16 protein-coding genes and 1 tRNA gene are annotated in these 18087 nt (G+C 73.2%); 12 read left to right on the top strand and 5 right to left on the bottom strand.

Annotated elements, in window-relative coordinates; genetic code table 11:
• Nucleotides 1-128 precede the first annotated feature (128 nt).
• The 11 genes from BMW62_RS20755 (at nucleotide 129) to BMW62_RS22855 (ending at nucleotide 11881) form a co-directional block, all read left to right on the top strand.
• Entirely contained in the window at nucleotides 129-1088 is a 960-nt protein-coding gene (locus BMW62_RS20755) for a sugar kinase (protein ID WP_091935227.1), read from the top strand.
• Complete coding sequence (locus BMW62_RS20760) at nucleotides 1085-1768, top strand: bifunctional 4-hydroxy-2-oxoglutarate aldolase/2-dehydro-3-deoxy-phosphogluconate aldolase (protein ID WP_170852499.1); 684 nt, start codon at nucleotides 1085-1087, stop codon at nucleotides 1766-1768. The genes BMW62_RS20755 and BMW62_RS20760 overlap by 4 nt, the downstream gene beginning before the upstream one ends.
• A complete protein-coding gene (gene kduI / locus BMW62_RS20765) occupies nucleotides 1765-2607 on the top strand; it encodes a 5-dehydro-4-deoxy-D-glucuronate isomerase (protein ID WP_211435220.1) in 843 nt (280 codons plus the stop codon). The genes BMW62_RS20760 and kduI overlap by 4 nt, the downstream gene beginning before the upstream one ends.
• Nucleotides 2604-3377 (top strand): SDR family oxidoreductase, encoded by a 774-nt coding sequence (locus BMW62_RS20770; RefSeq protein WP_244524195.1) that lies wholly within the window; start codon nucleotides 2604-2606, stop codon nucleotides 3375-3377. Before kduI ends, BMW62_RS20770 begins: the two co-directional genes overlap by 4 nt.
• 79 nt (nucleotides 3378-3456) lie before the next feature.
• Nucleotides 3457-4560 carry a sugar ABC transporter substrate-binding protein gene (locus BMW62_RS20775; RefSeq protein ID WP_211435221.1) on the top strand — a complete coding sequence of 368 codons (1104 nt, stop codon included), beginning with the start codon at nucleotides 3457-3459 and terminating at the stop codon, nucleotides 4558-4560.
• A gap of 149 nt (nucleotides 4561-4709) precedes the next feature.
• Nucleotides 4710-5651 carry an ABC transporter permease gene (locus tag BMW62_RS20780; protein WP_211435222.1) on the top strand — a complete coding sequence of 314 codons (942 nt, stop codon included), beginning with the start codon at nucleotides 4710-4712 and terminating at the stop codon, nucleotides 5649-5651.
• Between the two features lie 47 nt (nucleotides 5652-5698).
• Complete coding sequence (locus BMW62_RS20785; RefSeq protein WP_211435223.1) at nucleotides 5699-7192, top strand: sugar ABC transporter ATP-binding protein; 1494 nt, start codon at nucleotides 5699-5701, stop codon at nucleotides 7190-7192.
• The gene (locus tag BMW62_RS20790; RefSeq protein WP_091935238.1) at nucleotides 7189-8193 is read left to right on the top strand and encodes an ABC transporter permease; all 1005 of its coding nucleotides are present in this window, start codon (nucleotides 7189-7191) and stop codon (nucleotides 8191-8193) included. Before BMW62_RS20785 ends, BMW62_RS20790 begins: the two co-directional genes overlap by 4 nt.
• Nucleotides 8194-8272: 79 nt before the next feature.
• Nucleotides 8273-9769, top strand: a complete 1497-nt coding sequence (locus BMW62_RS20795) for an aldehyde dehydrogenase family protein (RefSeq protein WP_244524196.1) — start codon at nucleotides 8273-8275, stop codon at nucleotides 9767-9769.
• A 91-nt stretch (nucleotides 9770-9860) separates the two neighbouring features.
• Complete coding sequence (locus BMW62_RS20800) at nucleotides 9861-11504, top strand: copper resistance CopC/CopD family protein (protein WP_091935267.1); 1644 nt, start codon at nucleotides 9861-9863, stop codon at nucleotides 11502-11504.
• Nucleotides 11505-11560: 56 nt separating this feature from the next.
• Nucleotides 11561-11881 carry a hypothetical protein gene (locus BMW62_RS22855; protein WP_170852500.1) on the top strand — a complete coding sequence of 107 codons (321 nt, stop codon included), beginning with the start codon at nucleotides 11561-11563 and terminating at the stop codon, nucleotides 11879-11881.
• Here BMW62_RS22855 and BMW62_RS20810 read toward each other — a convergent pair whose 3' ends face one another.
• From BMW62_RS20810 to BMW62_RS20830, 5 genes are all read right to left on the bottom strand, one after another.
• The gene (locus BMW62_RS20810; RefSeq protein WP_091935243.1) at nucleotides 11882-12775 is read right to left on the bottom strand and encodes a DUF4349 domain-containing protein; all 894 of its coding nucleotides are present in this window, start codon (nucleotides 12773-12775) and stop codon (nucleotides 11882-11884) included.
• Entirely contained in the window at nucleotides 12721-13173 is a 453-nt protein-coding gene (locus BMW62_RS20815; RefSeq protein ID WP_091935246.1) for a GNAT family N-acetyltransferase, read from the bottom strand. Before BMW62_RS20815 ends, BMW62_RS20810 begins: the two co-directional genes overlap by 55 nt.
• Nucleotides 13155-13228 (bottom strand) — tRNA-Gly (locus tag BMW62_RS20820). Before BMW62_RS20820 ends, BMW62_RS20815 begins: the two co-directional genes overlap by 19 nt.
• Before the next feature lie 275 nt (nucleotides 13229-13503).
• Nucleotides 13504-15018 (bottom strand): hypothetical protein, encoded by a 1515-nt coding sequence (locus BMW62_RS20825; RefSeq protein WP_091935248.1) that lies wholly within the window; start codon nucleotides 15016-15018, stop codon nucleotides 13504-13506.
• Nucleotides 15015-16358 carry a hypothetical protein gene (locus tag BMW62_RS20830; RefSeq protein ID WP_139206331.1) on the bottom strand — a complete coding sequence of 448 codons (1344 nt, stop codon included), beginning with the start codon at nucleotides 16356-16358 and terminating at the stop codon, nucleotides 15015-15017. The genes BMW62_RS20825 and BMW62_RS20830 overlap by 4 nt, the downstream gene beginning before the upstream one ends.
• Nucleotides 16359-16761: 403 nt before the next feature.
• Between BMW62_RS20830 and BMW62_RS20835 the strand changes: the two genes are divergently transcribed.
• Complete coding sequence (locus BMW62_RS20835; RefSeq protein WP_091930298.1) at nucleotides 16762-18081, top strand: ISL3 family transposase; 1320 nt, start codon at nucleotides 16762-16764, stop codon at nucleotides 18079-18081.
• Nucleotides 18082-18087: the final 6 nt, after the last annotated feature.

Here is an 18087-nt window from a genome sequence, read left to right on the forward strand (position 1 = left end):
AGCAGATGGCGTTCACATGCTTGACAACCGTTCGACGCATTGATTGAGTGGCTCCGGTCACTGTTGCGGACGCTGTTCGCATACGTGAACAGCGGTGACGATGATGTCGACGAGCGAGGGATGACGCGGTGGACCTGGATGTGGCGACGCTGGGCGAGGCCCTGATCGGCCTCGACAGCGGCGGAGGTCGCATCGAGTCGGCCCGCACGCTGACGAAGTCCGTCGGGGGCGCCGAGAGCAACACGGTGATCGGCCTCTCCCGGCTGGGCCACCGCACCGCCTTCATCGGGCGGGTCGGTGACGACCCCTTCGGCCGCGAGGTCGAGCGCACCCTCCGCGGCGAGGGGGTCGACGTCTCCCGCCTGGAGCGCGACGTCTCCCGGCCCACGGGGCTGCTGCTCAAGGAGCGCTGGGACTCCCGCGTGTCGGTCTTCTACTACCGGACCATGAGCGCCGGATCGGCGCTGGAGGCGTCCGACGTCGACCTCGACCTCGTCGCCAGGGCCCGGGTCCTGCACCTGACCGGGGTGACGCTGGCCCTGGGGGAGGGGCCCCGCAAGGCGGCGCTCGCGGCCGCGACCGCCGCCCGGGCGGCCGGCGTGCAGGTGTCGCTGGACGCCAACTTCCGCCACAAGATGGGCACCTCCGAGGAGCTGGTCGGGCAGTTCGACGAGCTGGCCCCGTTGGCCGACCACATCCTGCTGAGCTGGTCCGACGCCGTCGTCTGCGCCGGGTCCGCCGAGGAAGCCGCCGTGCACGACTACGCGTGCCGGCTCGGCGCGCCGACCGTCGTGGTGAAGGGCGCGCGCGGCGGAGCCGTCGCGTTCGTCGACGGCAACCTCGTCGCCGAGGTGGAGCCGTCCCCGGCGGTCGTCGTGGACCCGGTCGGGGCCGGCGACGGCTTCGCGGTCGGCTACCTGCACGGCGTGCTGACCGGAGCCGACATCCGGACCCGGCTCGCCATCGGGGCGTGGGTCGCCGGCCGGGCGATCGGCCACTGCGGCGACTACGAGGGGCTGCCGCTGGCCAGCGAGCTGGCCGCCGAGCTGTCTCCCGAGACCTCCCCGCGCCCGGGGGTGGCCCGGTGACCGGGTCGACGACGGCGGGGTCGTTCGTCGCCTCGCTCGGCCGGCACCGGGTGGTGGCCGTCGTCCGCCACCACGACGCCGACGCGGCGCGGGAGACTGCCCGCGCCTGCATCGCCGGCGGCCTGGGCCTGATCGAGATCACCCTGACGACCCCCGACGCCGTCGCACTCGTCTCGGACCTCGCCGCAAGCGCCCCGGACGGGGTGCTGGTCGGGGCGGGGACCGTGCTCGACCAAGACCAGGTCCACGCGGTGGTCGACGCCGGCGCCCGCTTCCTGGTCTCACCGGCCACCGACCCCGACGTCGTGGCCACCGCGGTCGCCGCCGGGGTGCCGTTCGTCCCCGGCGCCGCGACGGCCAGCGAGATCGCGCTCGGCCGGCGCCTCGGCGCCCCCGTCGTGAAGGTCTTCCCGGCCGGTGGCCTGGGGCTGTCCTTCCTGAAGTCCGTCGTCGCGGTCATGCCGCAGGTGCCGCTGCTGCCCTCGGGCGGGATCTCCGTCGCCCAGGTGCCGCAGTGGCTGGCCGCCGGCGCCCTCGCCGTCGCGATCGGCAGCGAGCTCGACGCGGCGCACGCCTCCGGCGGCGCGGACGCGGTCGCGGCGCTGGCCGCAACCGCCGCCGCGACCGCCGGCCAGCACCGCCCCACCCACCGACCACACACCCTGGGAGTTCCGTCGTGACCGCCGAGAACCGGCCGATGCTCGAGATCCGCCACGCCGCCGCCCCCGGCTCCGTCGAGACCGCGACGACGGAAGAGCTGCGCGCGCGGTTCGTCGTCTCCGGCCTCTTCGTCCCCGGCGAGGTCCGCGGCACCTACACCCACCACGACCGCATGGTCGTCGCCGGCGCCGTCCCGGTCGGCACGGACGTGCTGCCCCTGGGCGAGAGCCCGGTGCTCGGGGAGGGCCCGTTCCTCGCCCGCCGCGAGCTCGGCATCGTCAACGTCGGCGACGACGGCGAGGTGCTCGTCGACGGGCAGGCGCACCGGCTGGGCCGGCTCGACGGCATGTACGTGCCGCGCGGCCGCGACGTCGGGTTCCGCGGCGAGGGCGCCCGCTTCTACCTGGCGTCCGCCACCGCCCACGCCGACGGCGAGACGGCCGTCTTCCGCCACCACGAGGTCGAGCCCGTGGCGGTCGGGGACCAGGCCGGCGCCAGCCGCCGCGGCCTGTACCGCTACGTCTGGGGGCCCGGCGGGCATGCGTCCTGCCAGCTGCAGATCGGCGTGACCGTCGTCGCCGACGGCTCGGTGTGGAACACCATGCCCCCGCACCTGCACGACCGTCGCACCGAGGTCTACTGCTACACCGGCCTCCAGGAGGGAACCCGTGTCCTCCACGTGATGGGGGAGCCGGGTCGCACCCGCCACGTGTGGCTCGACGACGGCGAGGCGGTCATCAGCCCCCCGTGGTCGGTGCACGCCGGCGCCGGCACCGGTTCCTACGCCTTCATCTGGGCCATGGCCGGGGAGAACAACGAGTACACCGACCTGGGCCCGGTCCCGGTGGGGGAGCTGTGACCGCCGCTCCGGCCTCCGCCCTGGAGGCGTTCTCGCTCGCCGGCCGACGCGCGCTGGTCACCGGCGCCGGGCGCGGCATCGGGCGCGCGCTGGCCGTCGGCCTGGCCGCGGCCGGCGCTGAGGTCGTCCTGGCCGGACGGCCGGGGAGCAGCGAGGGCACGCGGGAGGCGCTGGCCGGCATCGGCGCAGTCGCCACCGCGGTCGACCTGGATCTCTCCCGCCCGTCGGACATCGGCGCCGACCTGCTCGACCGGCTGCCCGGGCCCGTCGACGTCCTCGTCAACAACGCCGGGACGATCGCGCGGGACGACGCCGTGGACGTCGACCTGGCCGCGTGGAACGCGGTCGTGGACGTCAACCTGACCTCGCTGTTCCAGCTCACCCGGGTCCTGGCCGGCCCGATGCTCGAGCGCGGCGCCGGCAAGGTGATCAACGTCGCGAGCCTGCTGTCGTTCCAGGGCGGGCTGCGCGTCACCTCCTACGCGGCCAGCAAGCACGCCGTCGCGGGGGTGACCCGGGCGCTGGCCAATGAGTGGGCCGCCGCCGGGGTGCAGGTCAACGCCATCGCCCCCGGCTACGTCGAGACCGACAACACCGCCCCTCTCCGCGAGGACGCAGAACGTCGCCGCAGCATCGACAGCCGGATCCCGGCGGGGCGCTGGGGGCGCCCCGAGGACCTGGTCGGCGCGGCCGTCTTCCTCGCCTCGGGCGCCTCCGACTACGTCAACGGGCACGTGCTCGTCGTCGACGGGGGATGGATGGCGAGGTAGTGCGACCGGCTGGAGGAGAGGACCCGACCAGGGGGCACGAGCCCCCGGTCACTGCGCATCACAAAGGAGATGACCCGTCATGGCAGCACGGATGAACCGCTCTCGCGGCACAGCACTGATCGGTAGCGTCGTCGTGGCACTCGCCCTCTCCGCCTGCGGCGAGTCGTCGGCGGAGGCGGAAGGGGAGGGCTCCGGTTCGACCGGGGCCTGCGCGCCCGAGGACGTCACGCTGGTCGGCCAGGTCCGCAACCAGACCAACCCCTACGAGGCGGCGTGGCTCGAGGGCGGCGATGCCTTCGCGGAGTCCGTCGGCCTCGAGCAGCAGAAGCTGACCTACGACGGGGACTCCCAGCAGCAACAGGAGCAGATCCGCCAGGTGCTCGCCTCGGGCGACGCGTCCTGCACGGTCATCAACGCGCTGCCCAACGGTGACAGCGACACGACCCCGATCGTGAACGCGGCGGACGGTGCCGACGCCTGGCTGGTCACGCAGTGGAACAAGCCGGCCGACCTGGACCCGACCGCGTACGACCGGTGGGTCGCCCACCTGACGTACGACGGCGTCGAGTCCGGCTACCAGATCGCCAAGGCCCTCTTCGAGGAGATGGGCGGCAGCGGCGGGGTCATCGCCCTGCAGGGCATCCTCGACACCGCGGCGGCGCAGGACCGGTTCCTGGGCCTCCAGAAGGCGCTCGAGGAGTACCCCGACATCACTCTGCTCGACGACCAGACCGCGGACTTCGACCGCGCGACGGCCCTCGAGGTCACCCGCACCCTGCTCACGCAGCACGGTGAGGAGGTGGGCGGCATCTGGGCCGCCAACGACGACATGGCCCTGGGTGCCGTCCAGGCACTGGAGGCCGCGGGTGTCGACGGGGTCGCCGTCGCGGGCATCGACGCAGTCCCCGAGGCCCTCGAGGCGATCGCCGACGGCAGCATGACCGCGACGGTGTCCAGCGACGGTCCGTGGCAGGGCGCCGTGGGTCTGGCCATGGGCTACTGCGCGGCCACCGGCGAGCTCGACGTCGCCAGCATCGACGCCGAGGACCGCGCGTTCTTCGCCGAGCAGTTCCTCATCACCGAGGACAACGTCGGAGAGTTCTCCGACCCCCAGCTCGACATGTCGGAGTTCGACTGCGACTCGCTGTTCAGCCGCGCGACTGGTCCCATCGCCGCGTCGTGATGGCCGGCGACACCGCACCGCACGCTCCGACCCGCACCCTGGAGCCGGCGCCCCTCGCGGGTGCGCCGGCCCCGGGGGCGGGCGGGGGGAACGGAGACGCCCCGGCCGCGACGTCCGGCCGGGCACGTGCGACCCGAAGCGCCGACGTCGTGCAGACCCGGGCGTCGCTCATCGCCCTGGCGGTCCTGGTCGTGGTGTTCGCCGCCATCAGCCCCCAGTTCCGCACCGCCGGCAACCTCCAGCAGATCATCGACGCGGCGGCGGTGCTCGCCGTCCTCGCGACCGGCATCACCTTCGTGCTGATGCTCGGTGCGATCGACCTGAGCCTGCCCGGCGTCATCGGCGCCTGCGCCATGACGGTCTCCCTGCTCGTCGCGAACTCGCGGAACACCCAGGATCTCGGGCTGCTGGGGATCGCTCTCACGATCCTGCTGGGAGCGGCGTTCGGGCTGCTGTCGGGAGTGCTGTCCACCCGGCTGCGGATCCCGACGTTCATGACGACGCTGGGGATGTCGGCCATCGGCCTGGGCATCGCCACCATCCTGTTCGCCGGCGTCCGCCCCGTGGTGCTCGACGAGAGCCTCGGGGCGTGGGCATCGCACCGGATCGCCGGGTTCACGGTCATGAGCCTCATCGCCGTCGCGGCCGTCGCGCTGGGCTGGGCCATCCAGCGCTGGACGCGCATCGGCCGGTACGCCGCGGCCATCGGCGGAGCGGAGGACATCGTCCTCCTGTCGGGCGTCCCCGTCGCCCGGTACAAGACGCTGGCCTTCGGGGTGGCCGGCGCCTTCTACGGCCTCGGCGCGGTGATGCTCACCGCCCGGCTGGGCTCGGGTGTGGTCGAGGCCGGTGCCGGGACGGACTTCGCGGCCATCACCGCGGCGGTCATCGGCGGGACCCTGCTCTCGGGCGGTCGCGGCGGTGTCCTGCAGTCGATGATCGGCGTGCTGGCCCTCACGGTGCTGGCCAACGGCCTGATCCTCACCGGCGTCAGCCCCTACGTCCAACAGGCCGTCCAGGGCGTCATCGTCGTCCTCGCGGTCGCCGTCGCCACCTGGCCCGTGCGCCGCCGTCTGGGAGTGGTCAAGTGATGTCGAACCACGTGCGACCGGCCGCTGCAACTTCTCCGGTCCTGGCCGTGCGCGGCCTGACCAAGCGCTACCCCGGCGTCCTGGCCCTCGACGGCATGGACCTCGAGGTGCGCCCCCGTGAGGTCGTCGGGCTCATCGGCGAGAACGGGGCCGGCAAGTCGACCCTGCTGAAGTCGCTGGTCGGCCTGGCGCAGCCCGATTCCGGCTCGATCGTCGTCCGCGGCGAGGAGGTCCGGCTGCGCGGTGTCGCCCATGCCGCCTCCGTCGGGATCGGCATGGTCTTCCAGGAGCAGTCGCTGGTCCCCAACATCACCGTCGCCGAGAACATCCTGCTCGGCGCCGAGGGCTCAGGGGTGCGCGGCGGGCTGTTCCGGTGGCGCCGCATGGCCGAGCTGGCGCAGGTGCAGCTGGACAAGATCGGTTCGACCGTCTCCGCGCGCGCCCGCACCGACAGCCTGACCTTCGCCCAGCGGCAGATGGTCGAGGTGGCCAAGGTGCTGGCGCTCGAGGAGCGCACCGCGCACGAGCCGGTGGTGCTGCTCGACGAGCCCACCAGCGTCCTGGAGCGGGAGGAGGTCGAGACCCTCTTCGCCCAGGTGCGCCGGCTGCGCGAGCGGGCGTCGGTCGTGTTCGTCTCCCACCGCCTCGACGAGGTGCTGGAGATCTCCGACCGGGTGTACGTGCTGCGCAACGGCCGCGTCGTCGCGGAGGTGGACCCGGCCGAGGTCGACGCCACCGATCTCCACCACCTGCTCATCGGGCGCGAGTCGACCGGCAGCCACTACCACGACGACGCCCAGCAGCAGCCGGCCGCAGACGTGCGGCTGTCCGTCCGGGACCTGCAGACGGCCGGGTGCACCCAGGCCTCCTTCGAGATCCGCGCCGGTGAGGTCCTCGGTGTGGCCGGCGTCCAGGGCTCCGGTCGCGAGGAGCTGTGCCGCGCCCTGTTCGGGGCCGTGCCCGGGGCCCGCGGCGAGGTCCTGCTGGACGGCAAGCCCCTGCGGCTGGACTCGCCTCGCGCGGCCGTGCTCGCCGGCGTCGGCTACGTCCCGTCGGAGCGGCGCACCGAGGGCGTGGTCAGCTCCATGTCGGTCACGGAGAACATGTCGATGGCCCACGTCGGCACGGTCTGCCGAGGGCCGGTGATCGACGGGCGCCGCGAGCGCGCGCTGGTGGACACCTGGGTGCGCCGTCTAGGCATCCGGACGCCGTCGGGGGACACCGCCATCGGCACCCTGTCCGGCGGCAACCAGCAGAAGGTCGTCCTCGCCCGCTGGATGGTCTCGGAGCAGCTGCGCCTGCTGATCCTGGACCACCCGACCCGCGGGCTGGACGTGGGCGCGAAGTCGGAGGTCTACGAGCTCATCCGCGAGCTCGCCGGCTCCGGCTGCGCCGTCCTGCTGCTGTCGGACACCTTGGAGGAGGCGCTGGCCATGAGCCACCGCGTACTGGTGATGAAGGACGGGCGAATCACCGCCTGCCTCGACGCGCCCCGTGGGGGCAAGCCCGACCCCGTAGCGATCATGGAGGCGATGGTGTGACCGAGACCGCTGTCGAGACGACCGGACCGCGGGACGACGACGGGCCGGCCCCCGGGGCGGGCCGCCGGTCCCGGCGCGACCTGGCGCTGCTGTTCATGCCCGGTGCCGTGCTGGTGCTCCTCCTGCTGGCGCTGTCGACGCGCAACCCCGACCTGCTCTCGCCGGACAGCCTGCTGGCCATCGCCGACAGCGCCGCGCCGCTGATGGTGCTGGCCATCGGGGTCACCGTGGTCATCCTCTGCGGGGGCATCGACCTGTCGATCGCCGCCCTGGCGGCGCTGTCCTCGGTGCTGTTCGCGCTGTGGATCCCGCTCTTCGGGGCGGCCGCCGCCGTGCCGGTCATCGCCGTCGCCGCGCTCGCCGGGGCGGTGCAGGGCCTCGTGCACGTCAAGGCCAAGGTGAACTCCTTCATCGTCACCCTGGGTGGCCTGGCCCTGTGGTCGGGCATCGCCCTGGTCATCTCCGGGGCCAGGACCGTGCCGGTCACCGACGTCGACGCGATCCGGTGGGCCTTCACGACGGTGGCCGGCCTGCCGAGCGCGGTGCTGATCGCCCTGGGCGCCGTCGTGGTGCTCGGGGCGGTGCTCCGCCTGACCCCCGCCGGCCGGTGGGTGCGGGCGGTCGGCCACGCCGAGCAGGCCGCCCGGCTCGCCGGCATCCCGGTGGGCGCGGTGAAGGTGGCGGCGTTCACCACGTCGGGCGCCTGTGCCGGTCTGGCCGGCGTGCTCCTCGTCGCCCGGACCTTCAGCGGCGCGCCGAGCCTCGGCGCCACGCTGCTCCTGCCCGCGGTCGCCGCGGTCGTCGTCGGCGGCACCGCCATCACCGGTGGCTTCGGCGGCATCGGCCGGACCGTCATCGGCGCGCTCATCGTCATCGTCCTCCGCGTCGGCCTGTCGCTGATCGGGGTCGACGCCGGATTCGAATCGATCATCTACGGCGTCCTGATCATCGGCGCGGTCGCCGTGACGATCGACCGAACCAAGCTCGACGTCCTCAAATGACCACCGGGCCGCCCCCTGCCGCCCGCAGAGACCTGTTCCCGACCGCCACCAGCCCGCACCGAGACCTCCGGAGGCCTTCGTGACCACCACCTTGCCCCGCACCGACCTGCTGCCCGCCGTGTCGGCCTTCCTCTCCGCCGAGCGGCGGATGCTGATCGGCGACGAGTGGGTGCCGGCCGCGTCCGGCCGCACCTTCGAGACCCTCGACCCCGCGACGGGCGAGGTGCTCACCAGCGTTCCCCGGGCCGACGAGGGCGACGTCGACCGCGCCGTCCGGGCCGCCCGCGCGGCGTTCGAACCCGGCTCGGCGTGGCGGCGCACGACGCCGCGGCAGCGCGCCCGTCTCCTCTGGCGCACCGCCGAGCTGATCGACGCCCACGCCGAGGAGCTCGCCCAGCTGGAGACCCTCGACAACGGCAAGCCGATCGCCAGCGCCCTCGGGGACGTCGGCGTCGCGGCCGAGCTGTTCCGGTACTTCGCGGGCTGGGCCACCAAGATCGAGGGCACCACCATCCCGATGTCGACCGAGGACCGCACCTACCTCGCCTACACGGTGCGTGAGCCCGTCGGTGTGGTCGGCGCGATCGTCCCGTGGAACTTCCCGCTGACGATGGCGTGCTTCAAGGTGATCCCGTCGCTGACGGCCGGGAACACCGTGGTGCTCAAGCCCGCCGAGCAGACGCCGCTGTCGGCCCTGCGGCTGGGGGAGCTGCTGCTCGAGGCCGGGCTCCCGACGGGCGTGCTCAACATCGTCACCGGGTTCGGGGACGCCGGGGCGGCCATCGTCGCGCACCCCGACGTCGACAAGGTCGCGTTCACCGGCTCCACCGCGACCGGCAAGCGCATCGTCGCGGCGGCCGCCGGCAACCTGAAGAAGGTGTCGCTGGAGCTCGGCGGCAAGGCGCCCAACATCATCTTCGCCGACGCCGACCTGCCGGCGGCCGTCGCCGGATCGGCGCACGCCGGGTTCTTCAACCAGGGCCAGTGCTGCGTGAACGGCTCGCGCCTCTACGTCCAGCGCGAGGTGTTCGACGAGGTGGTGGCCGGGATCGCCGAGGTCGCCCGGGGCATCACGCTCGGCAACGGCTTCGACCCCGCGACCGACATGGGGCCGCTGATCACCGCCGAGCAGCAGGCGATGGTGCTCGGCCACGTCCAGCGCAGCATGGCCGACGGCGCCACCGCCGTGGCCGGGGGTTCCCGAGGCCGCGACGAGGGCTTCTTCATGCAGCCCACGCTGCTCACCGGCGTCGGGGAGAACACCCCGATGCAGCGGCTGGAGGTCTTCGGGCCGGTGGTCACCGCGACGCCGTTCGACACCGAGGAAGAGGTGTTCCGGCTGGCCAACGACACCCGGTACGGGCTGGCTGCCGGTGTGTGGACGCGCGACTCGGGCCGGGCGCACCGGGCGGGCGCGGCCCTACGGGCCGGCACCGTGTGGCTGAACACGTGGCACGCCGACGACGTGGTGCTGCCGCGCGGTGGGTTCAAGGAGTCCGGCTGGGGACGCGAGCTCGGATCCTTCGGGCTCGACGACTTCACCGAGCTCAAGACCGTCATCTCCGACATCAGCTGACGGCGGTCGGCACGTGGGGCGTCCGGGCCCGGGAGCGCCGCGGCCGTCTCCCCGTGCGCCCACGTGCGGCCGGCGGGCGGCGCGGGCCGTGGTGGCGGTCCTCGCCGTGCTCGTGGCCGTGCCGGTGCTCCTGCTCGGCTCTGCGGGGCCGGCGCGCGCCCACGCCACGCTGATCGGCACCGCGCCCGCCCAGGGTGCGGTGCTGGCCGCGGCGCCCGACCGGGCCGTGTTCACGTTCGACGGGCCGGTCGTCGACGTGCCGGGCGGCGTCCAGGTGTTCGACGCCCGGGGGCGGGAGATCGAGTCGTCGGCGGCGGTCAGCGGAGAGGAGCTGGTCGTCGCCCTGCCCGGGTCGGTGGGGGAGAGGACCCTCGTCGTCGTCTGGCGGGTCGTCTCCGAGGACGGGCATCCGATCAACGGGTCGCTCAGCTTCTCCGTCGGCGCCGCCAGCACCGACGTCGCCTCGCCCCCGGCCGCCGCAGCGTCTCCCGAGCAGGCTCCGCCGGCGCTGAGCCTGGTCCGCTGGGTGGGCTACGCGGGCCTGTTCCTGGCGACCGGGCTGGTGGGGTTCGCGGTGCTGTTCCTGCCCGCGTCCTCGGACCGGGCCCGGCACCGGGTCGCGGCGCTCGCCCGCGCCGGAGCCGTGGCGACGGCGCTGGCCTGGCTGGCGGTGCTGCCGCTCACCGCGTCGTACCGGCTCGGCGCCGGCGCATCGCTGTTCCCGGGGAGCGCGGCCTGGTCGTCGCTGTCCGCCGCCGAGTACGGCGTCACCGGGGCGGTCGTCGGCGGCGTGGTCGCGGCCGTGGCCCTGCTGGGGCGCGGCCGACCCGGCCGGCGACGGGGGTGGCTCGCGCTGGCCGCGGCGGTGGTCGCCACCGGGGCCCCGGCCTGGACCGGGCACACCCGGGCGGCGTCGCCGGAGGTGCTGGCCGTCGGCGTCGACGTGCTGCACCTCCTCGCCGGCAGCGTCTGGTTCGGCGGCCTCGTCGGGCTGGCGCTGAGCGTGCCCGAGCTCGCCGGGCGGGGGAGCGCCGCCGCCGAGGTGCTCGCCCGGTTCTCCGGCTTCGCGGCGGCCGTCCTGGCGGTCCTGGTGGTCAGCGGGTCGTTGCTGGCCTGGCGGATCGTGGGCTCCTGGGACGGGCTGACCGGCACCGGGTACGGCCTGCTGTTGTTGGTCAAGATCGGGGTGGCGGTGATCGCCGTCGTCATCGCGGCCTGGAACAGGTTCCGGCTGCTGCCCCGCGTCCACCGGGCGGCCCGCGAGCCCGACCGCCGGTCCGGCGCCCGCCTCGTCGCCCGGTCGGCCGCGGCCGAGGCGGCGGTCCTCGTCGCCGTCGTGCTCGTCACCGGGTTCCTGGTCGACCGGAGCCCCGAGGGCTCGGTGGCCCTCGCCGCCTCCGCCGGCACGGGAGGGAGCGGCGTCGAAACCGTGCGCCTGGACGACGTCGTCGTGCGGGCCGCCCTCTCTCCGCAGGCGGTCGGTGCGAACACCCTCACCATCGAGGTGCAGGACCCCTCCGGCGGGCCGGCCGGCACCGTCCAGTCGCTCTCGGTGCGGGTGTCGTCGGACGCCCTGGACCTGGGTGCCGTCCCCTTGACCTTCGCGGCGGCCGGCCGCTACACCGCGTCGGTCGTGCTCCCCGCGGCCGGCACCTGGCGGATGCAGGTCTCCCTCCGGTTCGGGGAGTTCGAGAGCTCCGTGGCCACCGCGGAGTTCACCGTCGCGGCCGGTTGAGCTCCGGATCGGCCGCGAGCGGCCGGCTGCCCAGGGCGGCGACGCCCCGAGCGCCGATGAGTTCCTGCATCGTCTGCGACAGCGCCGACGCCGCGCCGGCGCAGTCGGGTGGCACCGACCCGGTCACGGTGACCACACCGGCGGCCAGGAGGGGCATCACCCTGGCCGAAAAGCAGGACCAGGCCGCCGACGACCACCCCGGTCCCTACCTGCACGCGTTCCGCCGGGGGATGCCGCCACCGACGCGCTGGCCGGAGAGCTTCCGGCGCTACCGGGCGGGGCTCGACGCCCGCTGTCACGGGCCACGCGAGTTCATCGAACTCCACCAGCTCGAGGCCCACCGGTTTCCGGACGGGCAGGACGCGAGGAGGAGCTGATCAGGTCTCTGGAGCGGGCGACGGGGCCGCCGGGGGTGGGGTCGCGGCCTGTCGCCGCGCCCTTCGGACCGGAACCAGGACCGCGGCGGCCACCAGGGCGGTGACGGCCAGCCAGGGCAGGACGACGCCGATCGCGACGACGGTCGCACCCGTGACCGCGACCAGCGACCGCCACCCGGTGACCAGCCCGTCGAGGAAGCCGTCCGGCCCGCCGGCCGGTGCGACGCCGAACGGTTTCAGGTGCACCCGGAGGGTCGACAGCTCCACCTGGTCGGCCAGCACCGCCCGCCGAAACTGCAGCGACTCCAGCTCCTGCTGGCGTTGGGACAGCGCCTGCTCGGCCTCCAGCAGCGCCTCGGTGGTGGCCGCGTCGTCCATCAGGGCGAGCAGCCGCGCCACGGACGACCGCAGTGCCGTGATCCGGGCGTCCAGGTCGACCGCCGTGGCGGTGACGTCGGAACGGGACACCGAGACGCTTCCGACGTCGCCGAGCTCCTCGAGGTCGGCCAGGAAACCGGTGAGCGCCGTGGCCGGCACACGCACTACGAGGTCGGCGACCGTGCCCTCGACCCCGCCGTCGCCGGAGGTGGCCCGCACGGTGCGTTCGTCGACGCGCCCGCCGGCGGACTCCACCAGGTCGCTCACCTGCTGCGCGCCCTCGGCCGGATCGTCGACGGCGAGGGAGGCGCTGGCGGTGGTGACCACCTGCCGGTCGGGCGCCGCCTCGTCGCTGCCCGGGAGTGCGGGCACCGGGGCGACCGCACCACCGCTGGCGGCGCCGTCGGCGCTGCTCGACTCGCTGCCGGACGGGCCCGTGCAGCCAACGAGCAGGGCCAGGATCAGTGCGGCCGGGGCGAGCAGGCGATGTACGGCGCGGGCAGGAACAGCGTCCATGCCTGGTGGACGGTGTCGCGCCGGGAACTGGTTCCGCCGCCGACCTCAGGAAGAGTCGGTGCGCGCAGCCCGAACTGCGCCCGGCGCACCTCGGGCACGAGGTCCGCGAAGGCGGGGTGATGCTGGATCCAGCTGCGGATGAACATGCAAAACGGGAGCACCGACGCACCCTCCGATCGCACGGCGTCCAGCGCTCCCTGGGTCAGCGCCGAGCCCACGTCCCGGCCCTCGAACTCCGGCTCGACCACGGTGTGGGTGAACGCCACCGACGGCCCCCGCCGCCGGTACTCGGCGCCCCCGGCGGGCGGTGCGGGAGGTCGTACGCGCCGTCGAGTCCTGGCTGGATTGGTGGCCGTCGGCGGGGAGCGGCGGGCGTTCGTGGAGCGGGTGACCGGGATCGAACCGGCATGGCCAGCTTGGAAGGCTGGGGCTCTACCATTGAGCTACACCCGCGTGACTGTGTGCCAATACGTGTCACAAAACCCGTATGGCCACTGTGAGAAAACCGAGTTGATCAAGGCCAGCCAAGATCAACCGGGCTTCCAGTCCGTGTAGAGGGTAGCGCGCGGTGGGTCCGGCGGCTGCGGGGGCGCGCGATCGCGCCCGGTCGGGGGCTCCGCGGCTCGGTGGACGGCGATGGCCCTGCCCCAGGGCAGGCTGGATTGCCGCCGGGCGCGGTGGCGGGGCGGTGCGTGAGTTGGTGGGGCTGACGGCGAGGCTGAGGGCCGCTACGCGGCGTCGGGCAGCGCGTCCGGTGGCGCGAGCTGGTGCTGGTTGGCTCGCCAGACGAGCGCGTTGTACAGGCAAAGCATGCCGAGCTGTTCGAGCTGCTGGCGGTCGGCGCCCTTGCAGCGGGCCCGGCGCAGCCAGAAGCGGCCGTCGACCCAGCTGTTGAAGCCCTCGATGCTCGACCGGTGCGGGTACAGCTCCTTGTACAAGCACGTGCCGGGCGGAACCTGGCGGACGTTCTCGCTGCGGTTGATCTTGTCGAGGGTCAGGTCCGTGAGGGTGCGCTCGCGAATGACGTCGACGTGGTCGCCGCACTGCATCTCGTACTCGGCGTACCACTGATGGACGGGGACGTCGCGGCCACCGCGACGGGCACGCCGTGTGGACGTGGTGCCGTTCTTCTCGGCCTCACGACGGTCGAGCTCCGCCTGGTTGACCTTGCGACGGGCTCCGAGGTAGCGGAGTTCGCGAACGGGGAGGCTGCCGTCGCCGGCTCGCTTGCCAGTTTCGACGATTCGTCCGCCGTAGTAGTACAGGGAGTGCTGGCAGTCCCGGCCGTTGTGCTGATGCGTGTAGGTGCGGATGAACTTCGACTTCTCGACCCTGGGCTTGTCGTCGGTTGCCGCCTTGGCTGCCGATACCGGAGAGACGACGGCCAGCCCGAGGTCGCCAGACAGCCGGCCGATGACCTCACCCGACATGGCGGCGTCGTAGAGGACGGCGTCCATCCCAGGTAGCCGCTCCTTCACGGCCACCATCCGCTTCTCGGCGGTCGCGACTTCGAGGCCGTGCTTGCCGACCCAGTCGAAGTCGACGACGACCTGGCTCCACTCGTTGCCGTTGCCGCCGGTGAGGCCGTAGACGAACTCGAGGCCGTGCTTCCACCCGGCGCCGGTCTTGAAGTCGTCGGCGTCAGCGTCCCCCAGGACCTCGGTGACCTCGCCGGTCTCCTCGTCGACGACCTTGCGGCGGGTGTGTAGGGGCTTCATCACGTGCCCGTCCCACTTCGTCGCTCCGCACAGCTGCGGTCGGTTGGGCGTGCTGGGCCCGTCCACTGTGCACTGTCCGAGCTGCTGGGCGAGCTCGGCTGCGGCGTCGCGGAACGCCTCCTTGAGGTCCTCCAGCACCTCCTTGAGCCAGGTCCTGGCCGCGTAGCGGTAGTGGAAGGCGCGGATGGGTTCCTGCTCGGAGTTCCGGAGCGCCTTGAGCCGTCGGTCGTCCGGCACGGCCTGGATGAGCGCGTCGAGGAACCGGTGCCAGATCTGCTCGTCGCCCAGGTTGTGCTCGGTGCGCCGCGCGCTTCTAAAGACAGCCTTGACCAGCTCGAAGCCCAGGTAGACGGGTTCGGGGTAGTCGCGGCTGCGGCCGGTGTCCTTGGCGCCGGGCAGCCGGGCGAACATGGCCACGGCATGCGGAGCGGTCAGGGCAGCGTCCATCGCCTCGAGGTCGGAGTACTCCAGCGGACCGCGGGGCTTGCGCGACCGTTTCGCGACCGCGGCGCGTCGCGTGGTCACGGCGCGATCTCCGTGTCCTGCGCCGCGGCGTCGTCCTGGGTCGGCTCGGCGTCCGTCATCCAGTCGTGGCCGATGAGCTGGGCAGCGCGGTCGATGCTGGTCAGACCGAGGAAGTTGGCGGCGTCCTCGATGCGCTGGTGCTCCTCGTAGGCGCGGCGGCCGGCCCAGGCGGTGATGGAGCGCTGCGTGCAGCCATCGGCCTTGTACAGGCCGGCGCGGTCGAGCACCGCGCGCAGCAGTTGGCCGACGGCCGAGACCGGGCTGGTGTCGGTGCGCCCGTCGCGATCGCCGCGGTAGACCAGCGGTCGGGTCTGGTCGAAGTCGGCGTGCTGGCGCAGAGCGTTGACGCGGCCGGTGAGCTGCTCCCACTGCCACTGGGAGGCAGTGAGGGTGCGCGGGCGGGTATGGGCGCCGCCGTGCAGCTGCACTCGCTGCCCGTCGCGCATGTCGCACGGGCGGAAGGCGGCGATCTCGGCGGTAGTGGCGCCGCATTCGGCCAAAGCCCATGCGGCCGGCTGGGCGGTCTCCCAGGGGGTCTCGATCGACGCAGACCGGCAGTCGGCGATCTCCTCGTCCAGGAGTGCTCGCAGACCGTTGTACTCGCGCTTGGGCAGCTCGAGGTCCAGAGTCGGCTCTCCGTCCGCGAGGCCGAGGCTGCGGGCGGTGCGGTAGAGCTGCCGCAGGGCGGCGCGACGGTTGTGCAGCGTGGGCAGCTGCGGCGGGCCGTATCCGTCGGCCGTGCGAATGTCGGCGTAGATCCAGTCGCGCGCCAGTTCGGCGTCGTCGGCCTCGCGCAGCGTGTGGCAGCCGGTGGCGCGGGAGTAGGCGATGAACTGGGCGGCGTTGCCGCCGAGCTTGGCGAGGCTCAGCTGGCTGAGGTCGCGCAGCTCGCTGAGCCGGCGCCACTGGCTGGTGACGAGCGCCAGACCCTCCTCGAGCGTCGGGTCAGCCACGATCGCCCGCCAGACGAACACCTGGTTCTCTTCGAGGTGCGGCCACTGCTCCCAGGCCCAGTCGTAGTAGCCGGCGTGCACGACTTGCGCGCCGATCTCCGCCGGGCAGGGACCGGTGACCAGCTCGGAGGTGACGGCGTGGGGGCGCTGGCAGCTCGGGTCGAGCGGCCCGGGCCCTGTGCGGCGCCCGAGTCGGTTGCGGGGCGCGTGCTCGCATCCGCAGTCCGTGCTTGGCCGCTGTGCCGGGCAATCGCCGTGAGCGTGGTAGCCGCACTCCCGGCTGCGCTCCTGGTTGCGCATCCGTCGCAGCTCGGCCTCTACAGCCGCCGCGCGACCACTGGCCCGGCGCGCGATCGCCGCGTCCGACTGCTTGTCCATCTCGTCCACCCCGGTGTTGCCGTCCTGTTGACGGCGCGGACCGTTCGGGGGTGATTGGGTTGGGCAGTCGCCACAGCGCGCTGCTTGTCAAGCAGGTGCCAGGACGGCGTGCGTGCGGAACGAGTGTCGCCTTGCACCAGTCAGGTGGGATCAACGGCGTGATGCCGGCCGGGGTGGCCGGGACGCCGTCAGGCACGTCGAGGTCCTCTCAGTCGGCCGCTGCGATTCAGCGGGTCGACGGAGATCGCACCCCTGCCTGCTGGGCACGCGATCAAGGTCAACGATCTTGCCCAGCCTTTGCTGGCTCTTCGCAGATGAGGGTGTAGGGGTGAGCCGCGCGTCGGTGTCCGGATAGGGGTCGAGGCCTTCCAAGGATGGAGGTTCCTACGCCGCCCATCCGGAAGACCTCGACGTGCCTGACGCTACCGCTGTGGGCGGCTTCGTTCGCCCTGATCTGACCACGTTCTGCCGACTGGACGAGCTCGGCCTTGAGGTGCTCGGGCAGCGGCTCGAGCCCGATCGTGCGGTGCTGGCCTGCCGCGTGGTGGAACCCGACCAGTGGTGCCGCCGCTGCGGCTGCGAGGGCGCGCCGCGCGACACCGTCTGCCGGCGGCTGGCGCACGAGCCGCTGGGCTGGCGCCCCACGACGCTGCTGGTCACGGTCCGCCGCTACCGGTGCACCGGGTGCGGGCACGTGTGGCGCCAGGACACCAGCCGGGCGGCCGAGCCTCGGGCCAAGTTGTCCCGATCTGGGCTGCGGTGGGCGCTGGAAGGCATCGTCTGCCAGCACCTGACCGTCGCCCGGGTCGCCGAGGGCCTCGGGGTCGCCTGGAACACCGCCAACGATGCCGTCCTGGCCGAAGGCCAGCGGGTCCTGATCGACGACCCCGATCGGTTCGAGGGCGTGCAGGTGCTCGGGGTCGATGAGCACGTGTGGCGACACACCCGCCTCGGCGACAAGTACGTCACCGTGATCATCGACCTGACCCCGGTGCGGGACCGCACCGGCCCGGCCCGGCTGCTGGACATGGTCGAGGGCCGCTCCAAGCAGGCGCTCAAGACCTGGCTCGCCGCCCGGCCCGAGGCCTGGCGCGCGGGCCTGGAGGTGGTCGCGATGGACGGGTTCACCGGCTTCAAGACCGCCACCACCGAGGAGCTGCCGGACGCGACCGCGGTGATGGACCCCTTCCACGTGGTGCGCCTGGCCGGCGACGCCTTGGACCGCTGCCGACGTCGGGTGCAGCAGGACCTGCACGGGCACCGCGGCCGCAAGGACGACCCGCTCTACCGCGCCCGGCGCGTCCTGCACACCGGCGCTGACCTGCTCACCGACCGGCAACAGCAGCGGCTGACCGTGCTGTTCGCCGCCGACGAGCACGTCCAGGTCGAGGCCACCTGGAGCATCTACCAGCGGATGATCGGCGCCTACCGCGAACCCGACCGGGCCAAGGGCCGGCGCCTGATGACCACCCTCATCGACGCGCTCGGCCGCGGCGTCCCGGCCGCGCTGACCGAGCTGATCACGCTGGGGCGGACGCTGAAGAAGCGGGCCGAGGACGTCCTGGCGTACTTCGACCGACCCGGCACCAGCAACGGACCGACCGAGGCCCTCAACGGACGACTCGAGCACCTCCGAGGATCCGCACTCGGGTTCCGCAACCTCACCAACTACATCGCCAGAAGCCTGCTCGAGACCGGCGGGTTCAGGCCCCGACTACACCCTCGATCGTGAAGAGCC

It is taken from the genome of Blastococcus sp. DSM 46786, from assembly GCF_900109665.1.
GTDB classification, from domain to species: Bacteria; Actinomycetota; Actinomycetes; order Mycobacteriales; family Geodermatophilaceae; genus Blastococcus; species Blastococcus carthaginiensis.